This is a genomic window from Actinomycetospora sp. 2LY8.5, from assembly GCF_057180585.1.
The window spans coordinates 59,884-78,080 of the sequence record NZ_JBXUHE010000001.1 but is presented as its reverse complement, the minus strand read 5'-3'; the positions used below and the strand labels follow the sequence as shown (position 1 = coordinate 78,080).

At 74.8% G+C, this 18,197-nt stretch carries 14 protein-coding genes and 1 pseudogene; 13 read left to right on the top strand and 2 right to left on the bottom strand.

The features are described from left to right. Positions 1 to 30: 30 nt before the first annotated feature. The 8 genes from smc (at position 31) to ffh (ending at position 12,935) form a co-directional block, all read left to right on the top strand. Positions 31 to 3,813, top strand: a complete 3,783-nt coding sequence (gene smc / locus AC2A1K_RS00365; RefSeq protein WP_483894319.1) for a chromosome segregation protein SMC — start codon at positions 31 to 33, stop codon at positions 3,811 to 3,813. A 152-nt stretch (positions 3,814 to 3,965) separates the two neighbouring features. Beyond that, entirely contained in the window at positions 3,966 to 4,514 is a 549-nt protein-coding gene (locus AC2A1K_RS00360; RefSeq protein WP_483894318.1) for a hypothetical protein, read from the top strand. A 423-nt stretch (positions 4,515 to 4,937) separates the two neighbouring features. Then, complete coding sequence (gene ftsY, locus AC2A1K_RS00355) at positions 4,938 to 6,347, top strand: signal recognition particle-docking protein FtsY (protein ID WP_483894679.1); 1,410 nt, start codon at positions 4,938 to 4,940, stop codon at positions 6,345 to 6,347. A gap of 32 nt (positions 6,348 to 6,379) precedes the next feature. Next, on the top strand, positions 6,380 to 6,763 hold the full coding sequence (locus AC2A1K_RS00350; protein ID WP_483894317.1) for a VOC family protein: 384 nt from the start codon (positions 6,380 to 6,382) through the stop codon (positions 6,761 to 6,763). A gap of 254 nt (positions 6,764 to 7,017) precedes the next feature. Then, on the top strand, positions 7,018 to 8,310 hold the full coding sequence (locus AC2A1K_RS00345; protein WP_483894678.1) for an ammonium transporter: 1,293 nt from the start codon (positions 7,018 to 7,020) through the stop codon (positions 8,308 to 8,310). A gap of 5 nt (positions 8,311 to 8,315) precedes the next feature. Next, positions 8,316 to 8,654, top strand: a complete 339-nt coding sequence (locus tag AC2A1K_RS00340) for a P-II family nitrogen regulator (protein WP_483894316.1) — start codon at positions 8,316 to 8,318, stop codon at positions 8,652 to 8,654. A 91-nt stretch (positions 8,655 to 8,745) separates the two neighbouring features. Next, the gene (locus AC2A1K_RS00335; protein ID WP_483894315.1) at positions 8,746 to 11,214 is read left to right on the top strand and encodes a [protein-PII] uridylyltransferase; all 2,469 of its coding nucleotides are present in this window, start codon (positions 8,746 to 8,748) and stop codon (positions 11,212 to 11,214) included. A 95-nt stretch (positions 11,215 to 11,309) separates the two neighbouring features. After that, entirely contained in the window at positions 11,310 to 12,935 is a 1,626-nt protein-coding gene (gene ffh / locus AC2A1K_RS00330; RefSeq protein WP_483894314.1) for a signal recognition particle protein, read from the top strand. Here ffh and AC2A1K_RS00325 read toward each other — a convergent pair whose 3' ends face one another. Beyond that, positions 12,936 to 13,343, bottom strand: a complete 408-nt coding sequence (locus tag AC2A1K_RS00325) for an MmcQ/YjbR family DNA-binding protein (RefSeq protein ID WP_483894313.1) — start codon at positions 13,341 to 13,343, stop codon at positions 12,936 to 12,938. 94 nt (positions 13,344 to 13,437) lie between these two features. Here AC2A1K_RS00325 and AC2A1K_RS00320 point away from each other — a divergent pair, with 94 nt between their 5' ends. Continuing rightward, positions 13,438 to 14,541, top strand: coding sequence for an amidohydrolase family protein (locus AC2A1K_RS00320; RefSeq protein WP_483894312.1), 1,104 nt, complete (start codon positions 13,438 to 13,440; stop codon positions 14,539 to 14,541). A 61-nt stretch (positions 14,542 to 14,602) separates the two neighbouring features. Here AC2A1K_RS00320 and AC2A1K_RS00315 read toward each other — a convergent pair whose 3' ends face one another. After that, positions 14,603 to 16,048 carry an MFS transporter gene (locus tag AC2A1K_RS00315; protein ID WP_483894311.1) on the bottom strand — a complete coding sequence of 482 codons (1,446 nt, stop codon included), beginning with the start codon at positions 16,046 to 16,048 and terminating at the stop codon, positions 14,603 to 14,605. A 38-nt stretch (positions 16,049 to 16,086) separates the two neighbouring features. Between AC2A1K_RS00315 and AC2A1K_RS00310 the strand changes: the two genes are divergently transcribed. The 4 genes and pseudogenes from AC2A1K_RS00310 to rimM all read left to right on the top strand — a co-directional run bounded on the left by AC2A1K_RS00310 (position 16,087) and on the right by rimM (position 18,157). Continuing rightward, a complete protein-coding gene (locus AC2A1K_RS00310) occupies positions 16,087 to 16,887 on the top strand; it encodes a LamB/YcsF family protein (protein WP_483894310.1) in 801 nt (266 codons plus the stop codon). A gap of 142 nt (positions 16,888 to 17,029) precedes the next feature. Further along, positions 17,030 to 17,362 (top strand): annotated as a pseudogene (gene rpsP / locus AC2A1K_RS00305) (30S ribosomal protein S16); the annotation flags it as partial. Between the two features lie 20 nt (positions 17,363 to 17,382). After that, a complete protein-coding gene (locus AC2A1K_RS00300) occupies positions 17,383 to 17,622 on the top strand; it encodes an RNA-binding protein (protein WP_133824910.1) in 240 nt (79 codons plus the stop codon). A gap of 1 nt (position 17,623) precedes the next feature. Continuing rightward, positions 17,624 to 18,157: a ribosome maturation factor RimM gene (gene rimM / locus AC2A1K_RS00295; protein ID WP_483894309.1), complete on the top strand. Its 534-nt coding sequence runs from the start codon at positions 17,624 to 17,626 to the stop codon at positions 18,155 to 18,157. Positions 18,158 to 18,197 lie beyond the last annotated feature (40 nt).

Genomic DNA, 18,197 nt, shown 5'->3' with positions numbered 1-18,197 from the left:
CGGCACCCGGGCGGGGGAGGAGGACCGGGCGTGCACCTGAAGAGCCTCACGCTGAAGGGCTTCAAGTCCTTCGCGTCGTCGACGACGCTGCGCTTCGAGCCGGGCATCACCTGCGTGGTCGGGCCCAACGGCTCCGGCAAGTCCAACGTCGTCGACGCCATCAGCTGGGTGCTGGGCGAGCAGGGGGCCAAGGCCCTGCGCGGCGGCAAGATGGAGGACGTCATCTTCGCCGGCACGTCGGGGCGCGCCCCGCTGGGCCGCGCCGAGGTCACGCTGACCATCGACAACGCCGACGGCGCCCTGCCGATCGAGTACGCCGAGGTGTCGATCACCCGCCGCGTGTTCCGCTCCGGGGCGGGCGAGTACGAGATCAACGGGAGCAGCTGTCGTCTGCTCGACGTCCAGGAGCTGCTCTCCGATTCGGGTATCGGCCGCGAGCTGCACGTCCTCGTCGGCCAGGGCCAGCTCGACACCATCCTGCAGTCGCGGCCCGAGGAGCGCCGGGCGTTCATCGAGGAGGCCGCCGGCGTCCTCAAGCACCGCAAGCGCAAGGAGAAGGCGCTGCGCAAGCTCGAGGCGATGCAGGCGAACCTCACGCGCCTGTCCGACCTCACCACCGAGCTGCGCCGCCAGCTCAAGCCGCTCGGTCGCCAGGCCGAGATCGCCCGCCGCGCCCAGACCATCCAGGCCGACCTGCGCGACGCCCGGCTGCGTCTCGCCGCGGACGACCTGGTGACCCTGCGCACCACGATCTCCCGCGAGCAGGCCGACGAGGACGCCGCCCGGCAGCGCCGCGACGAGACCGAGCGGTCGCTCGCCGAGGTCGGCGAGCAGGTGACGACCCTGGAGGCGGCGGTCGAGGCCGCGACGCCGGCGCACACGCGGGCGCAGGAGGGCTGGTACCGGCTCTCGGCGCTGCAGGAGCGCCTGCGCGGCACGGTCGCGCTGGCCGCCGAGCGCCATCGGCACGTCGCGACCGCCGAGGACGCGCCCACCGGCCCCGACCCCGACGAGCTCGAGCGCCGTGCGGGCGAGGCGGCCGAGCACGAGGCCGCCCTCGAGGCGGAGGTCGCCGAGGCCCGCGCCACCCTCGAGGCGCACGCCGAGAGCCGCGAGCAGGCCGAGGACGCACTGACCGCGGCCGACCGACGTCTCGCCGCGGCCACCCGCGCCGCCGCCGACCGCCGGGAGGGCGTGGCGCGCCTCGCCGGCCAGGTGGAGACGCTGCGCGGGCGCCTGGCGTCGTCCACCGAGGAGCTCGAGCAGATCGCGGCCGCGCTGACCGAGGCCGACGAGCGTGCCGCCCTGGCCCGCGAGGAGCTGGCCGCGGTGGAGGAGGAGACGGGTCCTTCGCCGGTGACCGCCGAGCCGGCGGCGGAGCGGGTCGAGGAGCCCGACGACGACTCCCCGGACCCCGAGGCCGCCCTCGACGCCGCCGTCGAGCGCCACGAGGCCGCCCGGGCCGCCGTCGACACCGCCGGTGCCGCGCACCGCGACGCCGAGCGCGACCGCGCCCACTGGCAGGCCCGCACGGATGCGCTCGCCCTCGGCCTGACCCGCCGCGACGGCGCCGGCGCCCTGCTCGCCGCCGCGGACCCGGTGCCGGGGGTCCTCGGGTCGGTGGCCGCCCTGCTGCGGGTGAACGGCGGGGACGAGGACGCGGTCACCGCGGCGCTCGGCCCGGCCGCCGACGCGGTCGCCGTGCGCGGGCCGGACGCGGCCGCCGACGCGCTCGACCGGCTCCACGACACCGAGGGCGGACGCGCCGGGCTGCTGGTCGGCGGGAGAGCAAGCATCCACGGGGGCACGCCGACAGGGGAGCTCGACCATGGCCGCGGCGGTGACGGGGCGGCTTCGTCGCGGGGCGCGCCGCCGGCGGGCACCCGCTGGGCCGCCGACCTGGTCCGCGCCCCGGACGAGCTCGCCGGCGCCGTCGCGCGCGTGCTCGCCGGCGTCGTCGTCGTCGACGACCGCGCGGCTGCCCGCGCCGTCGTCCGCGACCACCCGCACCTGCGCGCCGTCACCCGCGACGGGGACCTCCTCGGCGCCGACTGGGCGGCCGGCGGCCCCTCGGGCAACCCGAGCCTGCTCGAGATGCAGGCCGCCGCCGACGAGGCGGGCGACCGGCTCGCCGCCGCCGAGCGCCACGTCCGCGAGGCCGACGCCGCGCTCGAGGCGGCGCGCGAGGCCGAGTCGGCCGCCCGCGCCGAGGTCGGGGTCGCCCGCCAGGTCCGCGACGACCGGCGCCGCGCCGACGCCGAGGCCCGCCGCGCCGCCGAGGCCCGCCGCGCGGCCGACGACGCCGCACGCGCCGAATCCGCGCGTCGCCACGGCCGCCTGTCCGAGACCGTGCGCGCCGCGGAAGCGGAGTCCCAGCGCCTCATCGAGCGGCGCGCGGCGGTGGAGCGCACCCGCGACGAGCGCCGCGACGAGCTCGAGGAGCTCACCGAGCGGCTCGCGATGGCCCAGGACGAGGCGGCCGAGCTGGCCGACGGGGCCGCGGGCGCCGATGCGGAGGACCACGCGGCGGAGCGCGACCGGGCGTCCGCGGCGCTGACGGCAGCCCGGGCCGCCGAGGTCGACGGCCGCCTGGCGCTGCGCACCGCCGAGGAGCGCCTGCGCGCCGTCGCCGGGCGCGCCGAGGGGATGCGCCGGCGGGCGGAGGGCGAGCGCGAGACCCGGGCTCGCGCCGAGGAGCGGGCCCGCGAGCGCGCGCGGGTCGCGGCGCTCACCGGGGAGGCCGTCCGCCACGGCGAGGACGCGCTGGCGCGCCTGCAGAGCTCGCTCGCCCGCGCCGCGGAGGCCCGCGACGCCGCCGGGGCCGTCCGCACGGCACGGGCCGGCGAGCTCGACACCGCCCGTGAGCGGCAGCGGGAGCTGCAGGCCTCGCTCGAGCGGTTGACCGACGCGGTGCACCGCGACGAGGTCGTGCGCGCCGAACAGCGCACGCGCCTACAACAGATGGAGGCCGGGATCGGCGAGCGGTTCGGGATCGGGCTCGAGGACCTCGTCACCGAGTACGGCCCCGACGTCCCGATCCCCCCGCCCGCCGGTGAGGTCGCCGAGGTCGAGGCGGCCCGGGAGCGCGGGGAGCAGGTCGTCATGCCCCCGCCCGAGCCGTTCGACCGCGCCACCCAGCAGCGCCGGGCGACGCGGGCGGAGAAGGAGCTCGGCCAGCTCGGCAAGGTCAACCCGCTCGCCCTCGAGGAGTACGCCGCGCTCGAGGAGCGCTACCGCTTCCTGTCGACGCAGCTCGAGGACGTCAAGAACAGCCGCAAGGACCTGCTCGAGGTGGTCTCGCAGGTCGACGCCACGATCCTCGAGGTCTTCGCGACGGCCTTCGCCGACGTCGCGCGGGAGTTCGAGGCGGTGTTCCCCGTGCTCTTCCCGGGTGGCGACGGCCGGCTCGTGCTCACCGACCCCGACGACCTGCTGGCCACCGGTGTCGAGGTCGAGGCGCGCCCGCCGGGCAAGAAGGTCAAGCGGCTCTCGCTGCTCTCCGGCGGCGAGAAGTCGCTGACGGCCGTGGCCATGCTCGTGGCGATCTTCCGGGCGCGCCCCTCGCCCTTCTACGTCATGGACGAGGTCGAGGCGGCGCTCGACGACGCCAACCTGCGGCGGCTCATCGGGCTGCTCGCCGAGCTCCGCCGCAACTCCCAGCTCGTGATCATCACCCATCAGAAGCCCACGATGGAGATCGCGGACGCGCTCTACGGCGTGAGCATGAGAGGCGACGGGATCACCGCTGTCATCTCGCAACGCCTGCGTGGCGCGGATGCGCCCGGACCGTATGCCGAGACCACTCCGTCGTGATCACTGTACGTGCTGTTACGTTGCTCTGAGTATCACCAGCCGCCTTGATCGGGGGTCGAGGACGACGCTGTCGTGGCCTCCCGGCTCGCGATCGGCGCCTCTATCGTGCTGGTGAGGCGCTGCGAGCGGGCTGAGGCTGATCGGGGGGCGACATGACGGCGGTACGATCGAGTCCCCCCACCGGCCGGCACGCCCGCCGGGAGACCGGGGCGCCGTCGGGTCCGCTGGTGCCGCTGCGGACCGTGGTCCGGGCGTCGGCTCCTGCCCCGAGTCCCTCCGGGGCCGTCGAGCTCGCGCCGGGACGCCTGGTGATCGACAGCTCCTACTCCCGGTTGAGCCCGCACCTCGGCGCGCGCCGTGTCGCGGTGAGCGTCGACGGCTACCCGTGGCGCTTCGCCTGGGGCCGCACGCCGATCGACCTGCCCGCGGGCCGGCACCTCGTGGAGATCGAGGTCGAGCACGGCCGCACCGGCCGGCGCTCCTGGGGCCACGTCGCCGACGCGGTGCCGGTGTGCGCGGGCAACACCGTCGAGGTCTTCTACCGCGCGCCCGCCCTGCCGCGCCTCGCCGGCTCGCTGGGCCCGGCTCGCCAGCGGACCGCCGGGTTCGCGATGTGCGCGGCGCTGCTGGCGCTCGGGGGCGTCGCCGTCCTCGCCGGGCTGGGACTGCTCGTGCTGGCGGTGGTCCTGCTCGCGGCGTGAGGGATCGCGCCGGAGACCACGGGCGTCGTGGTGCACGTGCGGGCGCCCGCGACATGCCCGGTGCGCTCCTGGTCCTCCGCGGCGGGAGCGGGTGGACGCCGGGCGAGGATGATCGTTGCGGCGGCTCCGTGCCCCGGACGACATCGGGTCGACCGAGCACCTGGAGCGATCACCGGTCTCACCCCGACGTCCGCCCACCCCGTCGTGTCCCGGAGCCCGTGAGTGCTTCGCTTCGCGATGCGGTCCACGAGAGCCGACAGGCCCGCTCGCAGTCCACCCGGCCGCGCGCCGCCACCGCGCGCGGCTGGGAGACTGACCGGCGTGTCGTTCCGGAGCTCGCCGCTGACCTCCCCGCTCGGCCTTCCCGCCGCCCCGCCGCCGCCCCCGCCCGCGCCCCTGCCGCCCGGGTTGATCGCCACGATCGTGGTGGTCGCGGTGGTCGTCGTCCTGCTCATCGTGCTGGGCGTCGGACTCGCCCTGCGCCGGCGCCGACAGGTCTCGCTCGCCGAGGAGCAGGAGGAGGCCAAGCCCACGAAGGGCTCGTACCAGGCGGGCGGCGGGTTCAGCTTCAGTGCGGGTAGCGGCGGCGCCACGCTCGCCCCGCCGCACCCCGAGCCCGGACCCACCCCGGAGCCCGCCGAGCCCGCCGAGCCCGACACCGCCGAGCGGCCCCAGCCCGACACCGCCGAGCCAGACGCCGCTGCCACGGGCCCCGGGCCGCTCGCCGAGCCGGAGGCCGCCGAGCCGGAGGCCCCTGAGCCGGAGGCCCCTGAGCCGGAGGCCGCCGAGCGTGAGACCCCTGAGCAGGAGACACGGGCGGGGCCGGAAGCGCCCGCGGCGCCGACGTCCACCGAGACCGTCGCCCCCTCAACCGGGGCGACCGTCGCTCCCGCCGCACCCGCCGAGGAGATCCCCTCCGCCGAGGGCCGCCTCGAGCGGCTGCGCGGCCGGTTGGGACGCTCGCGGTCGACACTCGGCCAGGGTCTGCTCGGTCTGCTCGGCGCCGGGGACCTCGACGAGGACTCGTGGGAGGAGGTCGAGGACACGCTGCTGCTGGCCGACCTCGGCTCGGCGACCACCCAGGAGATCGTCAGCAAGCTCCGCGAGCGCATCGCCTCGCGCGGCGTCCGCACGCCGGAGCAGGCTCGCGACCTGCTGCGGGAGGTGCTCGTCGAGGCGCTCGGACCGGACATGGAGCGGTCCGTGCGCGCGCTCGCGCACGACGGGCGTCCCGCGGTCGTGCTCGTCGCGGGGGTCAACGGCACCGGCAAGACCACGACCACCGGCAAGCTCGCCCGCGTCCTCGTCGGCGGTGGGCACGTCGTCATGCTCGGTGCCGCCGACACGTTCCGCGCCGCGGCCGCCGAGCAGCTCGCGACATGGGGCGAGCGCGCCGGTGCCGAGACGGTCCGCGGCAAGGAGGGCGCCGACCCCGCCAGCGTCGCGTTCGACGCCGTCAAGCGCGGCACCGACGCGGGCGTCGACGCGGTCCTGCTCGACACGGCGGGCCGCCTGCACACCAAGACGGGCCTGATGGACGAGCTCGGCAAGGTCAAGCGGGTCGTCGAGCGCCAGGCCGAGGTCGACGAGGTCCTCCTCGTCCTCGACGCCACCACGGGCCAGAACGGGCTGACCCAGGCGCGCGTGTTCAGCGAGGTCGTCGACGTCACCGGCGTCGTGCTCACCAAGCTCGACGGCACCGCCAAGGGCGGCATCGTCTTCCAGGTGCAGCGCGAGCTCGGCGTGCCGGTGAAGCTCGTGGGGCTCGGCGAGGGCCCCGACGACCTCGCGCCGTTCGAGCCCGGCGCGTTCGTGGACGCGCTGCTGACGTAGCCCTGTCGGGGCGCGCCTCTACCGTGCAGCCCATGCCCGGCATCGCTCGCCTCCAGGTCACCGCCTTCGACACCCCCGACCCGCACGCGCTCGCCCGCTTCTACTCCACGATCCTCGGCCTCCCGGTCGCCGACCCGACCGAGGACGACTGGGTTGAGCTCGACGCCGGGGGTGCGCCCACGCTCGCCTTCCAGCTCGCGCCGGCCCGGCGCGCCCCGGCGTGGCCGCAGGAGGGCGCGCTCCAGGCCCACCTCGACCTCGAGGTCGAGGACCTCGACGACGGCGAGGCGGCGGTACTCGCGGCCGGGGCGACCAGGTCCGAGACGCAGCCGGGGACGACGTTCCGGGTCTACCTCGACCCCGACGGCAACCCCTTCTGCCTCGTCCTCCAGAGTGGTGGCGGCGCGGGCGCGTGAGTCGGCCGGTGCTCCGATCGGGCAGCCGATGCTCGCGCAGCGTCATGGCCGGCGTCTCACGCCGACGATGACGCTCCGGATTGCCCGGCTGCGAAACATGATGGTGACACCGGTCGCCCGGCTGTTAACTGCCACGAAACACCACGCGCTCTCATCCGAAACACGACCTGCGCATCCTCGCTCAGCGAAATCGGTTCCCCCGCGACGAAGGGAAGCTGCTGGCCGTGGAACTCGACAGCGGAACGATCGCCTGGATGTTGACCAGCACCGCGCTGGTCCTGCTCATGACGCCGGGCCTGGCGCTGTTCTACGGCGGCCAGGCGCGCTCGAAGAGCGTCCTCAACATGATGATGATGGTCTTCAGCACCTTCGCCACGGTGGGCGTGCTGTGGGTCATCTTCGGTTACTCGCTGTCGTTCGGTGACGACGTAGGCGGTGGCCTGCTCGGCAACCCGGGCCAGTACTTCATGCTCTCGAGCCTGCTCTCCGAGACGGTGCAGACCGACGGGCTGCCGGACATCGCCTTCGTGGCCTTCCAGGCCATGTTCGCGATCCTCACGGTCGGTCTCATCGCCGGCGCCGCCGCGGACCGCATGAAGTTCAACTCGTGGATGGTCTTCTCCCTCCTGTGGGCCACGCTGGTCTACTTCCCGATCGCCCACTGGGTGTTCGACCTCGACGCCGGCTGGATCGCCAACGGCATCGGGGCGGTCGACTTCGCCGGTGGTACGGCGGTCCACATCAACGCCGGTACGGCCGCGCTCGTGCTGTGCATGATCCTGGGCAAGCGCCGCGGGTGGCCGCGTGAGGCCATGCGCCCGCACAACCTGACGCTGGTCATGCTCGGCGCCGGACTGCTCTGGTTCGGCTGGTTCGGCTTCAACGCCGGTTCGGCCGCGGTCGCGGGCTACGCCGCCTCGTACGCGTTCCTCAACACCGTCGTCGCCACCTGCACCGCGATCTGCGGCTGGCTGATCATCGAACAGATTCGTGACGGCAAGGCCACCTCGCTGGGTGCCGCCTCGGGCATCGTCGCCGGCCTCGTCGCCATCACCCCGGCCTGTGCCGCGGTGACCCCGCTCGGCGCCATGGCCATCGGCTTCATCTCCGGTGTCGCGTGCGCCTACGGCGTCGGCCTGAAGTACAAGCTGGGCTTCGACGACTCGTTCGACGTGGTCGGCGTCCACCTCGTCGGTGGTCTCGTCGGCACCCTGCTCATCGGCTTCTTCGCCTGGGACGGTGCGCCGGCCGAGGCCGCGGGCCTGTTCTACGGCGGCGGCTGGAGCCAGCTCGGCATCCAGGCCCTCGCGGCCGTCGCGGTGATCGCCTACTGCGGCATCGTCACGGCGATCATCGCCTTCGTCGTCAAGGCCGTCCTGGGCCTGCGGGTCGATGACGACAGCGAGGCCGCGGGTGTCGACGAGGGCGAGCACGCCGAGTCGGGCTACGACTTCTCGAGCCTGCGTACCGGTGGCGGTCTCGGGTCCTCGAAGTCGACGATGTCTGCTCCCACGCAGGTCACGGCGACCGCAGGCAAGGAGGGCTGAACGACATGAAGATGGTGACCGCGATCATCAAGCCGTTCGTGCTGGAGGACGTCAAGGGCGCCCTCGAGCAGCTCGGGGTCCTGGGCATGACCGTCAGCGAGGTCCAGGGCTACGGCCGCCAGAAGGGCCACACCGAGGTCTACCGGGGTGCGGAGTACTCCGTGGACTTCGTGCCGAAGGTCCGCATCGAGGTCGTCGCCGATGACACCTCCGCCGAGAAGGTCGTCGACGCGATCGCCGAGACCGCCCGCACCGGCAAGATCGGTGACGGGAAGGTCTGGGTGACCCCGGTCGAGACCGTGGTGCGCGTGCGCACCGGCGAGCGCGGGGCGGACGCCCTCTAGGAGCTCGGCATCACGACGGCGCCGGGTCCCCGCAGTCACGGGGGCCCGGCGCCGTCGTCCTGGCACCACCACGGGAGAGGGGACGCGGCGGATGGCCGTGGCGGACGCGGGGCGGGACGGCGACGGTGACGGGCCGTCGAGCCTCGACGACGAGCGGGGGACGACGAACGGCGACGCCGTCGATCTCGTCCGGGCCCGCGCCGCGCTGCTCGACCCGCCCGCGGGGGCGCGCCGGCTCGGGCCGGCCGCGCTGCGCGAGGCGCTGGTCGAGCTGCACGACTTCTGGCTGTCGTCGCGCGCCGCGGCGGTCGGGGTGGGGGAGGGGTCCGCGCTCGTCGCGGTCGGCGCGCTCGGTCGCAAGGAGCTCGCGCCGTACTCGGACCTCGACCTCGTGCTCGTCCACGACGGCCGCGGCCGTAGGGGCGGTCGCGAGCAGATCTCGCGGGTGGCGGACGCGCTCTGGTACCCGCTGTGGGACGCCGGCATCGGACTGGACCACTCGGTTCGCACGGTCGGCGAGGCCATCGAGGTCGCCACCACCGACCTGCGGGTGGCCCTGGGCCTGCTCGAGGTCCGCCACCTCGCGGGCGACCCGGAGCTCGCCGAGCGACTGGCCGCCACCGCCCGCCAGGCGTGGCGCGCGGGCATCCGCAACCGTTTCGACGACCTCGTCGCAGCCACCGAGGCGCGGTGGTCGCGCTCCGGCGAGGTCGCCCACCGGATCGAGCCCGACCTCAAGAACGGCCACGGCGGGCTGCGCGACGTCCAGCTGCTCGACGCGCTCGCCGCGGCCCAGCTCGTCGACCGGCCGACCGTCGACGTCCAGGACGCGCGCCGTCTGATGCTCGACCTGCGCGTCGAGCTGCACCGCCGCGCGGGGCGTGCACGCGACGTGATGCAGGCCGAGGACGCGCACGAGGTCGTCGCCGCCGCGGCGGGCGAGCTCGGCGTCACCGACCGGTTCGACCTCGCGCGGGCCCTCTCCGGTGCGGCGCGCACCGTCGTGTTCGCCACCGACACCGCCGTGCGCTCGGCGCGCGCCGCGCTGCCGCGCCGGGGCCTGGCCGCGCTGCGCCGCGCCCCGGCCCGTCGCCCGCTCGACGACGGCGTGGTGGAGCACGGCGGCGAGGTGGTCCTCGCCCGTGACGCCCAGGTCGCCCGGGATCCCGCGCTCGTGCTGCGCCTGGCCGCGACGGCGGCGCGCACCCAGCTGCCGATCTCGGCGAGCACCCTGCACCGCCTGGCCGACGCGGCGCCCGAGCTGCGCGAGCCGTGGCCCCGGGCGGCCCTGTCCGAGCTGCTGGCGTTGCTCGGCGCGGGCGAGGGCATGGTCGACGTCATCGAGGCGCTCGACCGCACGGGCCTGTGGGGTCGGCTCTTCCCCGAGTGGGGCGCGGTGCGCGACCTGCCCCCGCGCGACCGTCAGCACGTCTGGACCGTCGACCGCCACCTCGTCGAGGTCACCCGCCGCGCCGCGGAGCTGACGACGCGCGTCTCGCGGCCCGACCTGCTGCTGCTCGGCGCGCTCGTGCACGACATCGGCAAGGGCCGCGACGAGGACCACTCCGTGGTCGGCGAGCGCCTCGCCGCCAACCTCGGCCGGCGCCTCGGGCTCTGGCCCGCCGACGTGGACCTGCTCGCGGCGATGGTGCGTCACCACCTGCTGCTGCCCCACACCGCGTCCCGGCGCGACCCGGAGGACCCCGCGACGGTCGAGCGCGTCGTCGAGACGCTGAACGCCGACCCGGTGCTGCTCGAGCTGCTGCACGCCCTCGCCGAGGCCGACTCGCTGGGCACCGGGCCGGGCGTGTGGACGCCGTGGCGTGCGACGCTCATGGGCGACCTGGTGAAGCGCTGCCGCGTCGTCATGGCCGGGGAGCCGACGCCCGGGCCGTCGCCGTTGTCGGAGGAGGCGCTCGCGCTCGCCAGGAAGGTCGCGGACAGCGGCCGCCCCGAGGTGGCCGTCACCGGCGAGGGCGAGCTGACGACGATCACCATGACCGTCGCGGCCCCCGACCGGCCGGGCCTGCTCTCGCGCGCCGCCGGGATGCTGGCCCTGCACTCGCTGCAGGTGCACGCCGCCGACCTCGGTGAGCACGACGGCGTCGCCGTCGACGCGTTCACCGTCTCGCCGCGCTTCGGGCGGCTGCCCGAGGCGTCGCTGCTGCGCGAGGACCTCGTGCGAGTGCTGCGCGGCTCGCTCGACCTGCCGGCGCGCCTCGAGGCCAAGGAGCGCGACTACGACCGTCCCGGACCGGCCCCGGCGCCGAGCCGCGTCGTGTGGTTCGACGACGAGGCCACGGGGGCGGTGGTGCTCGAGCTGCGCACCAGCGACCGCATCGGCCTGCTCTACCGGGTCGCGGCGGCACTGGAGGGCGAGGGCCTCGACGTGCGGTGGGCGCGGGTCTCGACGCTCGGCAGCTCGGTGCTCGACGCGTTCTGCCTGGAGACCGCCGAGCACGAGGGCCTCGACCCGCAGCGGCGCCTCAAGGTGGAGGAGGCCGTGCTGGCCGCGGCGGCGAGCGGGCTCACGGCTCCGGAGCGGTCCTCCACGGCCTGAGGAGGCGCGACCAGTAGGCTGGGGGTTCGCCCTCGGTGACGTCGTGCCGGGGTCTGCCTTGCGCCGCCAGCGACACCTCGAGGAGTGCGAGCGCCGTGTTCGACGCCCTGTCCGACCGTCTCACGTCGGTCCTGTCCGACCTGCGCGGGAAGGGTCGGCTCTCCGAGACCGACATCGACACGACCTGTCGCGAGATCCGCATCGCGCTGCTCGAGGCCGACGTCGCCCTGCCCGTGGTGCGGGCCTTCGTCAAGCAGGTCAAGGAGCGGGCGCGCGGCGCCGAGGTCTCCGAGGCACTGAACCCGGCGCAGCAGGTCGTCAAGATCGTCAACGAGGAGCTCGTCGGCATCCTCGGCGGCGAGACCCGTCGCCTGCGCTTCGCGAAGACCCCGCCGACGGTGATCATGCTCGCCGGTCTGCAGGGGTCGGGGAAGACGACGCTCGCCGGCAAGCTCGCGTTCTGGCTCAAGAGCCAGGGCCACACCCCGATGCTCGCGGCCTGCGACCTCCAGCGACCCAACGCGGTCAACCAGCTCCAGATCGTCGGCGAGCGCGCCGGGGTCGAGGTGTTCGCGCCCGAGCCCGGCAACGGCGTCGGCGACCCGGTCGACGTCGCCCGCCGCGCCGTCAGCGACGCCCGCAGTCGCCAGTACGACGTGCTCGTCGTCGACACCGCAGGCCGGCTCGGTGTCGACGAGGAGCTGATGCGCCAGGCCGCGGACATCCGCGACGCCGTGACGCCCGACGAGACCCTCTTCGTCCTCGACGCCATGGTCGGTCAGGACGCCGTCACCACCGCCGAGGCGTTCCGCGACGGCGTCGGCTTCTCCGGCGTCGTGCTGACCAAGCTCGACGGCGACGCCCGCGGCGGCGCCGCGCTGTCGGTCCGCGACGTCACCGGCGAGCCGATCCTCTTCGCGTCCAACGGCGAGAAGCTCGACGAGTTCGACGTCTTCCACCCCGACCGGATGGCCTCGCGCATCCTCGGTATGGGCGACGTCCTCACCCTCATCGAGCAGGCCGAGCAGGCCTTCGAGGAGGGCCAGGCCGAGGCCGCCGCGGCCAAGATGGGCACCGGCGAGCTGACGCTCGAGGACTTCCTCGAGCAGATGATGGCCGTGCGCAAGATGGGCCCGATCGCGAACGTGCTGGGCATGCTGCCCGGCGCGAACCAGATGAAGGACCAGCTCTCCGGGCTCGACGAGAAGCACCTCGACCGCGTCCAGGCGATCATCCGCGGCATGACGCCGGCCGAGCGTGCTGATCCGAAGATCATCAACGGGTCGCGCCGGCTGCGCATCGCGAACGGCTCCGGTGTCGGCGTCAGCGACGTGAACCAGCTGGTCGAGCGGTTCTTCGAGGCCCGCAAGATGATGAAGAACATGGCGGGCCAGTTCGGCCTGCCGGGCACGGGCGGTGGCCGCAAGGGTAAGCGCCAGGCGGCGAAGGCGGCGGTCAAGGGCCGGAAGGGTCCCAAGCAGATGCCGGCGATCGCGGGCATCGCCCAGGAGAGCGCCGGACAGCGCGACAGCACCGAGCGTTCGGTCGGCAGCTACCAGACCCCGGGCCTCAACCAGCTCCCACCGGCGCTGGCGGGCATGAACGAGCTGCCCGCGGGCTTCGACCCGGGCTCGCTGACCTTCCCCGGCAACAGCGGCGGTGGCGGCGGGCGCGGCAACGGCGGCGGCGGCAAGAAGGGCAACAAGAAGAAGCGCAAGTAGTCAGGGTGCCTGCTCGGCGAGCCAACGCTCCCGGCGGCGGTTCGAGGCCCGCGACAGCCACGCGTCCTGCACGATCTCGGCGAGCTCCTCGCGGGAGAGTCGCTCGAGGTGCGTCGCGCGCAGCAGCACCGACAGGTGCCCGTCGAAGCGCGGTGTGGTGAAGAACGGCGTCGACGCGTCGTGCACGAGCGCGTCCTTGTCCTCCTCGGACTCGACCCAGAACATGATCACGTCGGGGTACTTCTCGCCGGTCTCCGGGTCACGCGCGTCCGGCTGGGGCGTCCGGAAGAACACGAACGACTTCCCGCCGACCTGGTAGACCGTGTTGCCCTTCGGTCCCTGGAGGGCGGTGACGTGCGGCATCGCCGTGGCGAGCGCGTGCACGTCCTCGACGCGGGCGGGGGTCACGAGAGCGCAGCGTAGGCCGACGGTCTCACGTCATCGGCCGGCCGCCGTTGCGTCGACCGGTGGCAAGAGGCCCGGCCTCGTTACCCTCCCCGGCATGTCGTCGCTTCCCCTGGCATCCCCGCTGCACCTGCGCGGCGTCGTCCTCGACGGCACGGCGGAGGGGGAGCGGGCCGGCGAGCTGTGGGTCACCGCGGAGGGGCGTATCAGCCTCGACCCGGTCCCGGATGCCGAGACCGTCACCGACGGCATCTGGATCCTCCCCGGCCTGGTCGACGCGCACTGCCACGTCGGCATCGGCACCGACGGCCCGGTCGAGCTGGAGGAGGCCCGCGCGCAGGGCCACGTCGACGCCGCCTCCGGGGCCCTGCTGCTGCGCGACTGCGGGTCCCCGATCGACACGAGCCCGCTCGACGACGACCCGCGGATGCCGGAGATCCTCCGCGCCGGGCGCCACCTCGCCCGTCCCAAGCGCTACATCCGCGGGCTGCCGATCGACGTCGAGCCCGACGAGCTCCCCGCTGCGGTCGCCGAGACCGCGCGGGCGAACCCCTGGGTGAAGCTCGTCGGCGACTGGATCGAGCGCGAGGTGGGCGACCTCGCGCCCCTGTGGCCCGAGGACGTCCTGCGGGCGGCGATCGACGCCGCGCACGCCGAGGGCGCGCGGGTCACCGCCCACGTCTTCGGCGAGGACGCGCTGCCGGGGCTCATCGGTGCCGGCATCGACGGCATCGAGCACGGCACCGGGCTCACCGACGACACGATCGCGATGATGGTCGAGCGGGGCACGGTGCTGGTCCCGACGATGATCAACGTCGAGAACTTCCCGGGCTTCGCCGACGCGGCGGGCGAGAAGTTCCCTCGCTACGGCGCCCACATGCGCGACCTCTACCAGCGCGCGCCGGGCCGGATCGCCGCCGCGATCGAGGCCGGCGTGCCGGTGTTCGCGGGCACCGACGCCGGGGGCGGCGTCGGGCACGGGCAGATCGTCGACGAGATCGTGGCCCTGTCCGAGGTCGGGCTGGGGCCGGCGCGGGCGTTCGCGGCGGCGTGCGGCGACGCGCGCACGTGGCTGGGCCGTCCCGGGATCGTCGACGGCGCGCCGGCGGACCTGGTCGTCGCCACCGACGACCCGCGCGCGGACCCGAACGTCCTGCGCGCGCCGACGCTGGTGCTGCGGGCGGGGACGTCGCTGCGCTGACCCGAGCGGAGCGAGGGGCGTCCCGGCTGCGTGGGACGCGGCGAAGGAGTCCCTCGCTCTTCTAGGTGCGCGCGGGCAGTCGCCGCGACAGCGCGATCGCCGCGACGAGCACGACGGCGATCACCAGCAGCGCGTCGGAGAACGCGGCGCCCGCGCCGTCGTGCAACGGGTTCCACGAGCCGGCACCGCCGGCCGTGCGGGCCGCGAGCACCGTCCCGAGCACCGCCGCGCCCGTCCCGCCGCCGAGGAAGAACGCGCCCTGGTAGATGCCGAGGCCGACCCCGGCGTGCTCGGCAGGGACCGCGGCGGCCACGGCGTTGATCAGCGGCGAGGTGATCGACGCGAGCCCGAGCCCGACCACGAACGTCACCCCGGACAGCAGCACCGCCGATCCGCCGGCCGCGGTCGACAGCGTCGCGACGGCCACGAGCAGCAGCGTCAGGCCGATCCCGACGAGCCGGCGCGGGCCGAGGCGGTCCGAGAGCCGGCCCGCCGGCGACGACAGGGCGGCGACCGCGAGTGCGCCGGGCAGCAGCACCAGGCCCACGTGGCCGACGCCCAGCCCGTTGACGTTCGCGACGAGCAGCGGCACGAGCAGGATCGTGCCGAGGTAGCAGAACATCGCGAGGAACCCGACCGCGACGGCGGTGAGGAACGGGCCGTGGGCGAGCAGGGACGGCGGCACGAACGGCCGCGGGGTGCGCCGGATCCGCAGCGCGAACCCGCCCGCGAGGACCGCCGCGAGGAGCACCGCGCCCCACGTCGACGGCGCGAGGACGCCGACCTGCTGCGCGCGCGTGAGGCCGAAGAGCCCCAGGCCCACGGCGCCGCCGAGCAGCGCACCGCCCACGAGGTCGACCCGGCGCCACGACGGGTCGGCGCTCTGCCGGCCGTCGGGGAGCACGCGCGGCGCGATGACGAGCAGCGGCGCGACCAGCAGAGCGGCCCCGATGAACGGCCAGCGCCACCCGGCGAGCTCGGCGACGAACCCGGCGAGCGGCGGGCCCAGCGCCTGACCGGCGCCGACGCCCGTACCGACGATCCCGAAGCCGAACCCCCGCCGGCCCGGCGGCAGCGACCGCGCCACCGCGACCGAGCCGAGCGAGGGCACCGCGGCGCTCCCGAGGCCCTGCAGCACCCGCCCGACGAGGTGGACGCCGATGCTCGGCGCCAGCCCCGCGAGCACCGAGCCGACCAGGAAGATCGCGATCCCGGCGGCGAACACCCGGCGCACGCCGAAGACGTCCGCGATCCGTCCGTAGAGGGGCGTGGCGACCGCGAAGCTCAGCGAGAACGCGGTGACGACCCACGCCAGGCCGCCGGGGGAGGCGGCGTAGTCCCGGCCGATCTCGGGGACCAGGACGAGCACCATGCTGTTGGCGAGCACCGCCACGGCCACCGCGACCAGCAGCACCCCGAGCAGCAGGCCGACGCGGACCGGAGGGCCCTGTTCCGCGTGCTCGACGTGTTCGGCGGTCTCGACCATCGGGGGCCGCGGATCACTCACTCGTACAGACTGCGCCCTGGAGTGCACTCGAGGTCAAGATGGGGACTCCTAGGGTGGCCCCTGTGAGCACCCCGCCCCTCGACCTCAACGCCGACCTCGCCGAGGGCTTCGGCATCTGGTCGCTGACCGACGACGACGCGCTGCTCGAGGTGATCACGTCCGCGAACGTGGCGTGCGGTTTCCATGCGGGCGATCCGCTGACCATGCAGCGGGTCGCCGCGGCGGCGGTCGGGCGCGGCGTGGCGGTCGGAGCGCAGGTGTCCTACCGCGACCTCGCGGGCTTCGGCAGGCGGTTCGTCGACGTGGACCCCGCCGAGCTCACCGCCGACCTCGTCTACCAGGTCGGTGCGCTGCGGGAGTTCACGCGCGCGGCCGGCGGGGAGATCGCCTACCTCAAGCCGCACGGCGCGCTCTACAACACGGTCGTGCACCACGACGCGCAGGCCCGCGCCGTGGTCGCGGCCGCGCAGCACACCGGTTTGCCGGTGCTCGGGCTGCCGGGCTCGCGGTTCCTCGCCCGCGCCGCCGAGGAGGGCCTGACCACGTACGCCGAGGCGTTCGGCGACCGCGGCTACACCCCCGAGGGCACCCTGGTGCCCCGCCGCGAGCCCGGCGCGCTGCTGCCCGACGCGGACGCCGTCGTCGAGCGCGCCCGCCGCCTGGCCACCGACGGCGTCATCGTCGCCGTCGACGGCACCGAGATCCCCACCGAGGCCGCGTCGCTCTGCCTGCACGGCGACACCCCGGGGGCCGTGACGGCGGCCCGGCGGGTCGCGGACGCCCTGCGTGACGCCGGTATCGCCCTCGCGCCGTTCGCGTCGGGGGGAGCACGTCGATAGGGGGCCGTCTGGCACAATCGACGAGCTGTCGTGGCCGTGCTCCTCGAGGGTGGGCCGCGACCGCGCACGAGCGGGCACGCCGCCCCGGAGGTCCTCCTCGGCAGGGCGGCCCCGAACACACCGACCGAGGAGTACCCCAGCAGTGGCAGTCAAGATCAAGCTCGCTCGCATCGGCAAGATTCGCGAGCCGCACTACCGGGTCGTCATCGCCGACGCGAAGAACCGCCGCGACGGCCGCGTCATCGAGACGATCGGCGAGTACCACCCGAAGAGCCAGCCGAGCGTCATCAAGATCGACTCGGAGCGCGCGCAGTACTGGCTGGGCGTCGGCGCCATCCCGACCGAGCCGGTCCACGGCCTGCTCAAGGTCACCGGCGACTGGCAGAAGTTCAAGGGCCTCCCCGGCGCCGAGGGCAAGCTCCAGCCGCAGCCGGAGAAGGTCGACAAGCAGGCCCGCTTCAACGAGGAGCTGGCCAAGGTCACCGGCTCCGCCGAGTGAGCGAGCTCGCCGAGGCGCTCGAGCACCTCGTGCGCGGCATCGTCGCCCACCCCGACGAGGTGGCGGTCGACCTCGTCACCAACCGGCGCGGCCGCACCCTCGAGGTCCGGGTCCACCCCGACGACCTCGGGAAGGTGATCGGCCGCAACGGCCGCACGGCCACCGCCCTGCGCACGGTCGTGGGCGGTATCGGCGGTCGTGGCGTGCGTGTCGACGTGGTCGACACCGACCGCTGAGGTGACCTCTCCCGACGAGCGCGTCGTCGGCCGGGTCGTCAAGGCCCACGGCCTGCGCGGAGAGCTCGTCGTCGAGCCCCGTACCGACAACGTCGAGGTCCGGTTCGCGCCGGGCGCGGTGCTGGCGGTGCGGGGCTCGCGCGCGTCACGGGTCTCGTCGCTCACGATCGTCGGGGCGCGCCGGCACGCCGACCGCCTGCTCGTCACCGTCGAGGAGGTCGGCGACCGCGACGCGGCCGAGGCCCTGCGCACGGCGGAACTGACCGCGCCGGCGCTCGCCGGGGCGCCCGACGACCCCGACGAGTTCCACGATCACCAGCTCGAGGGACTGGCGGTGGTCCTCGGTGACGGCACGGCCGTCGGCACGGTCACCGCGGTCCTGCACGGCGCGGGTGGGGAGCTGCTCGCGGTCGACCGCACGGCCGGCGGCGAGCTGCTGGTGCCGTTCGTGGCCGCGATCGTCACCGAGGTCGACGTCGCGGGCGGCCGGCTGGTGCTCGACCCCCCGGACGGGCTGCTCGACCCCGCCGACTGAGTGCGGTGGGAGAATCAGCCGGAGGTCGTCGACCCCCAGG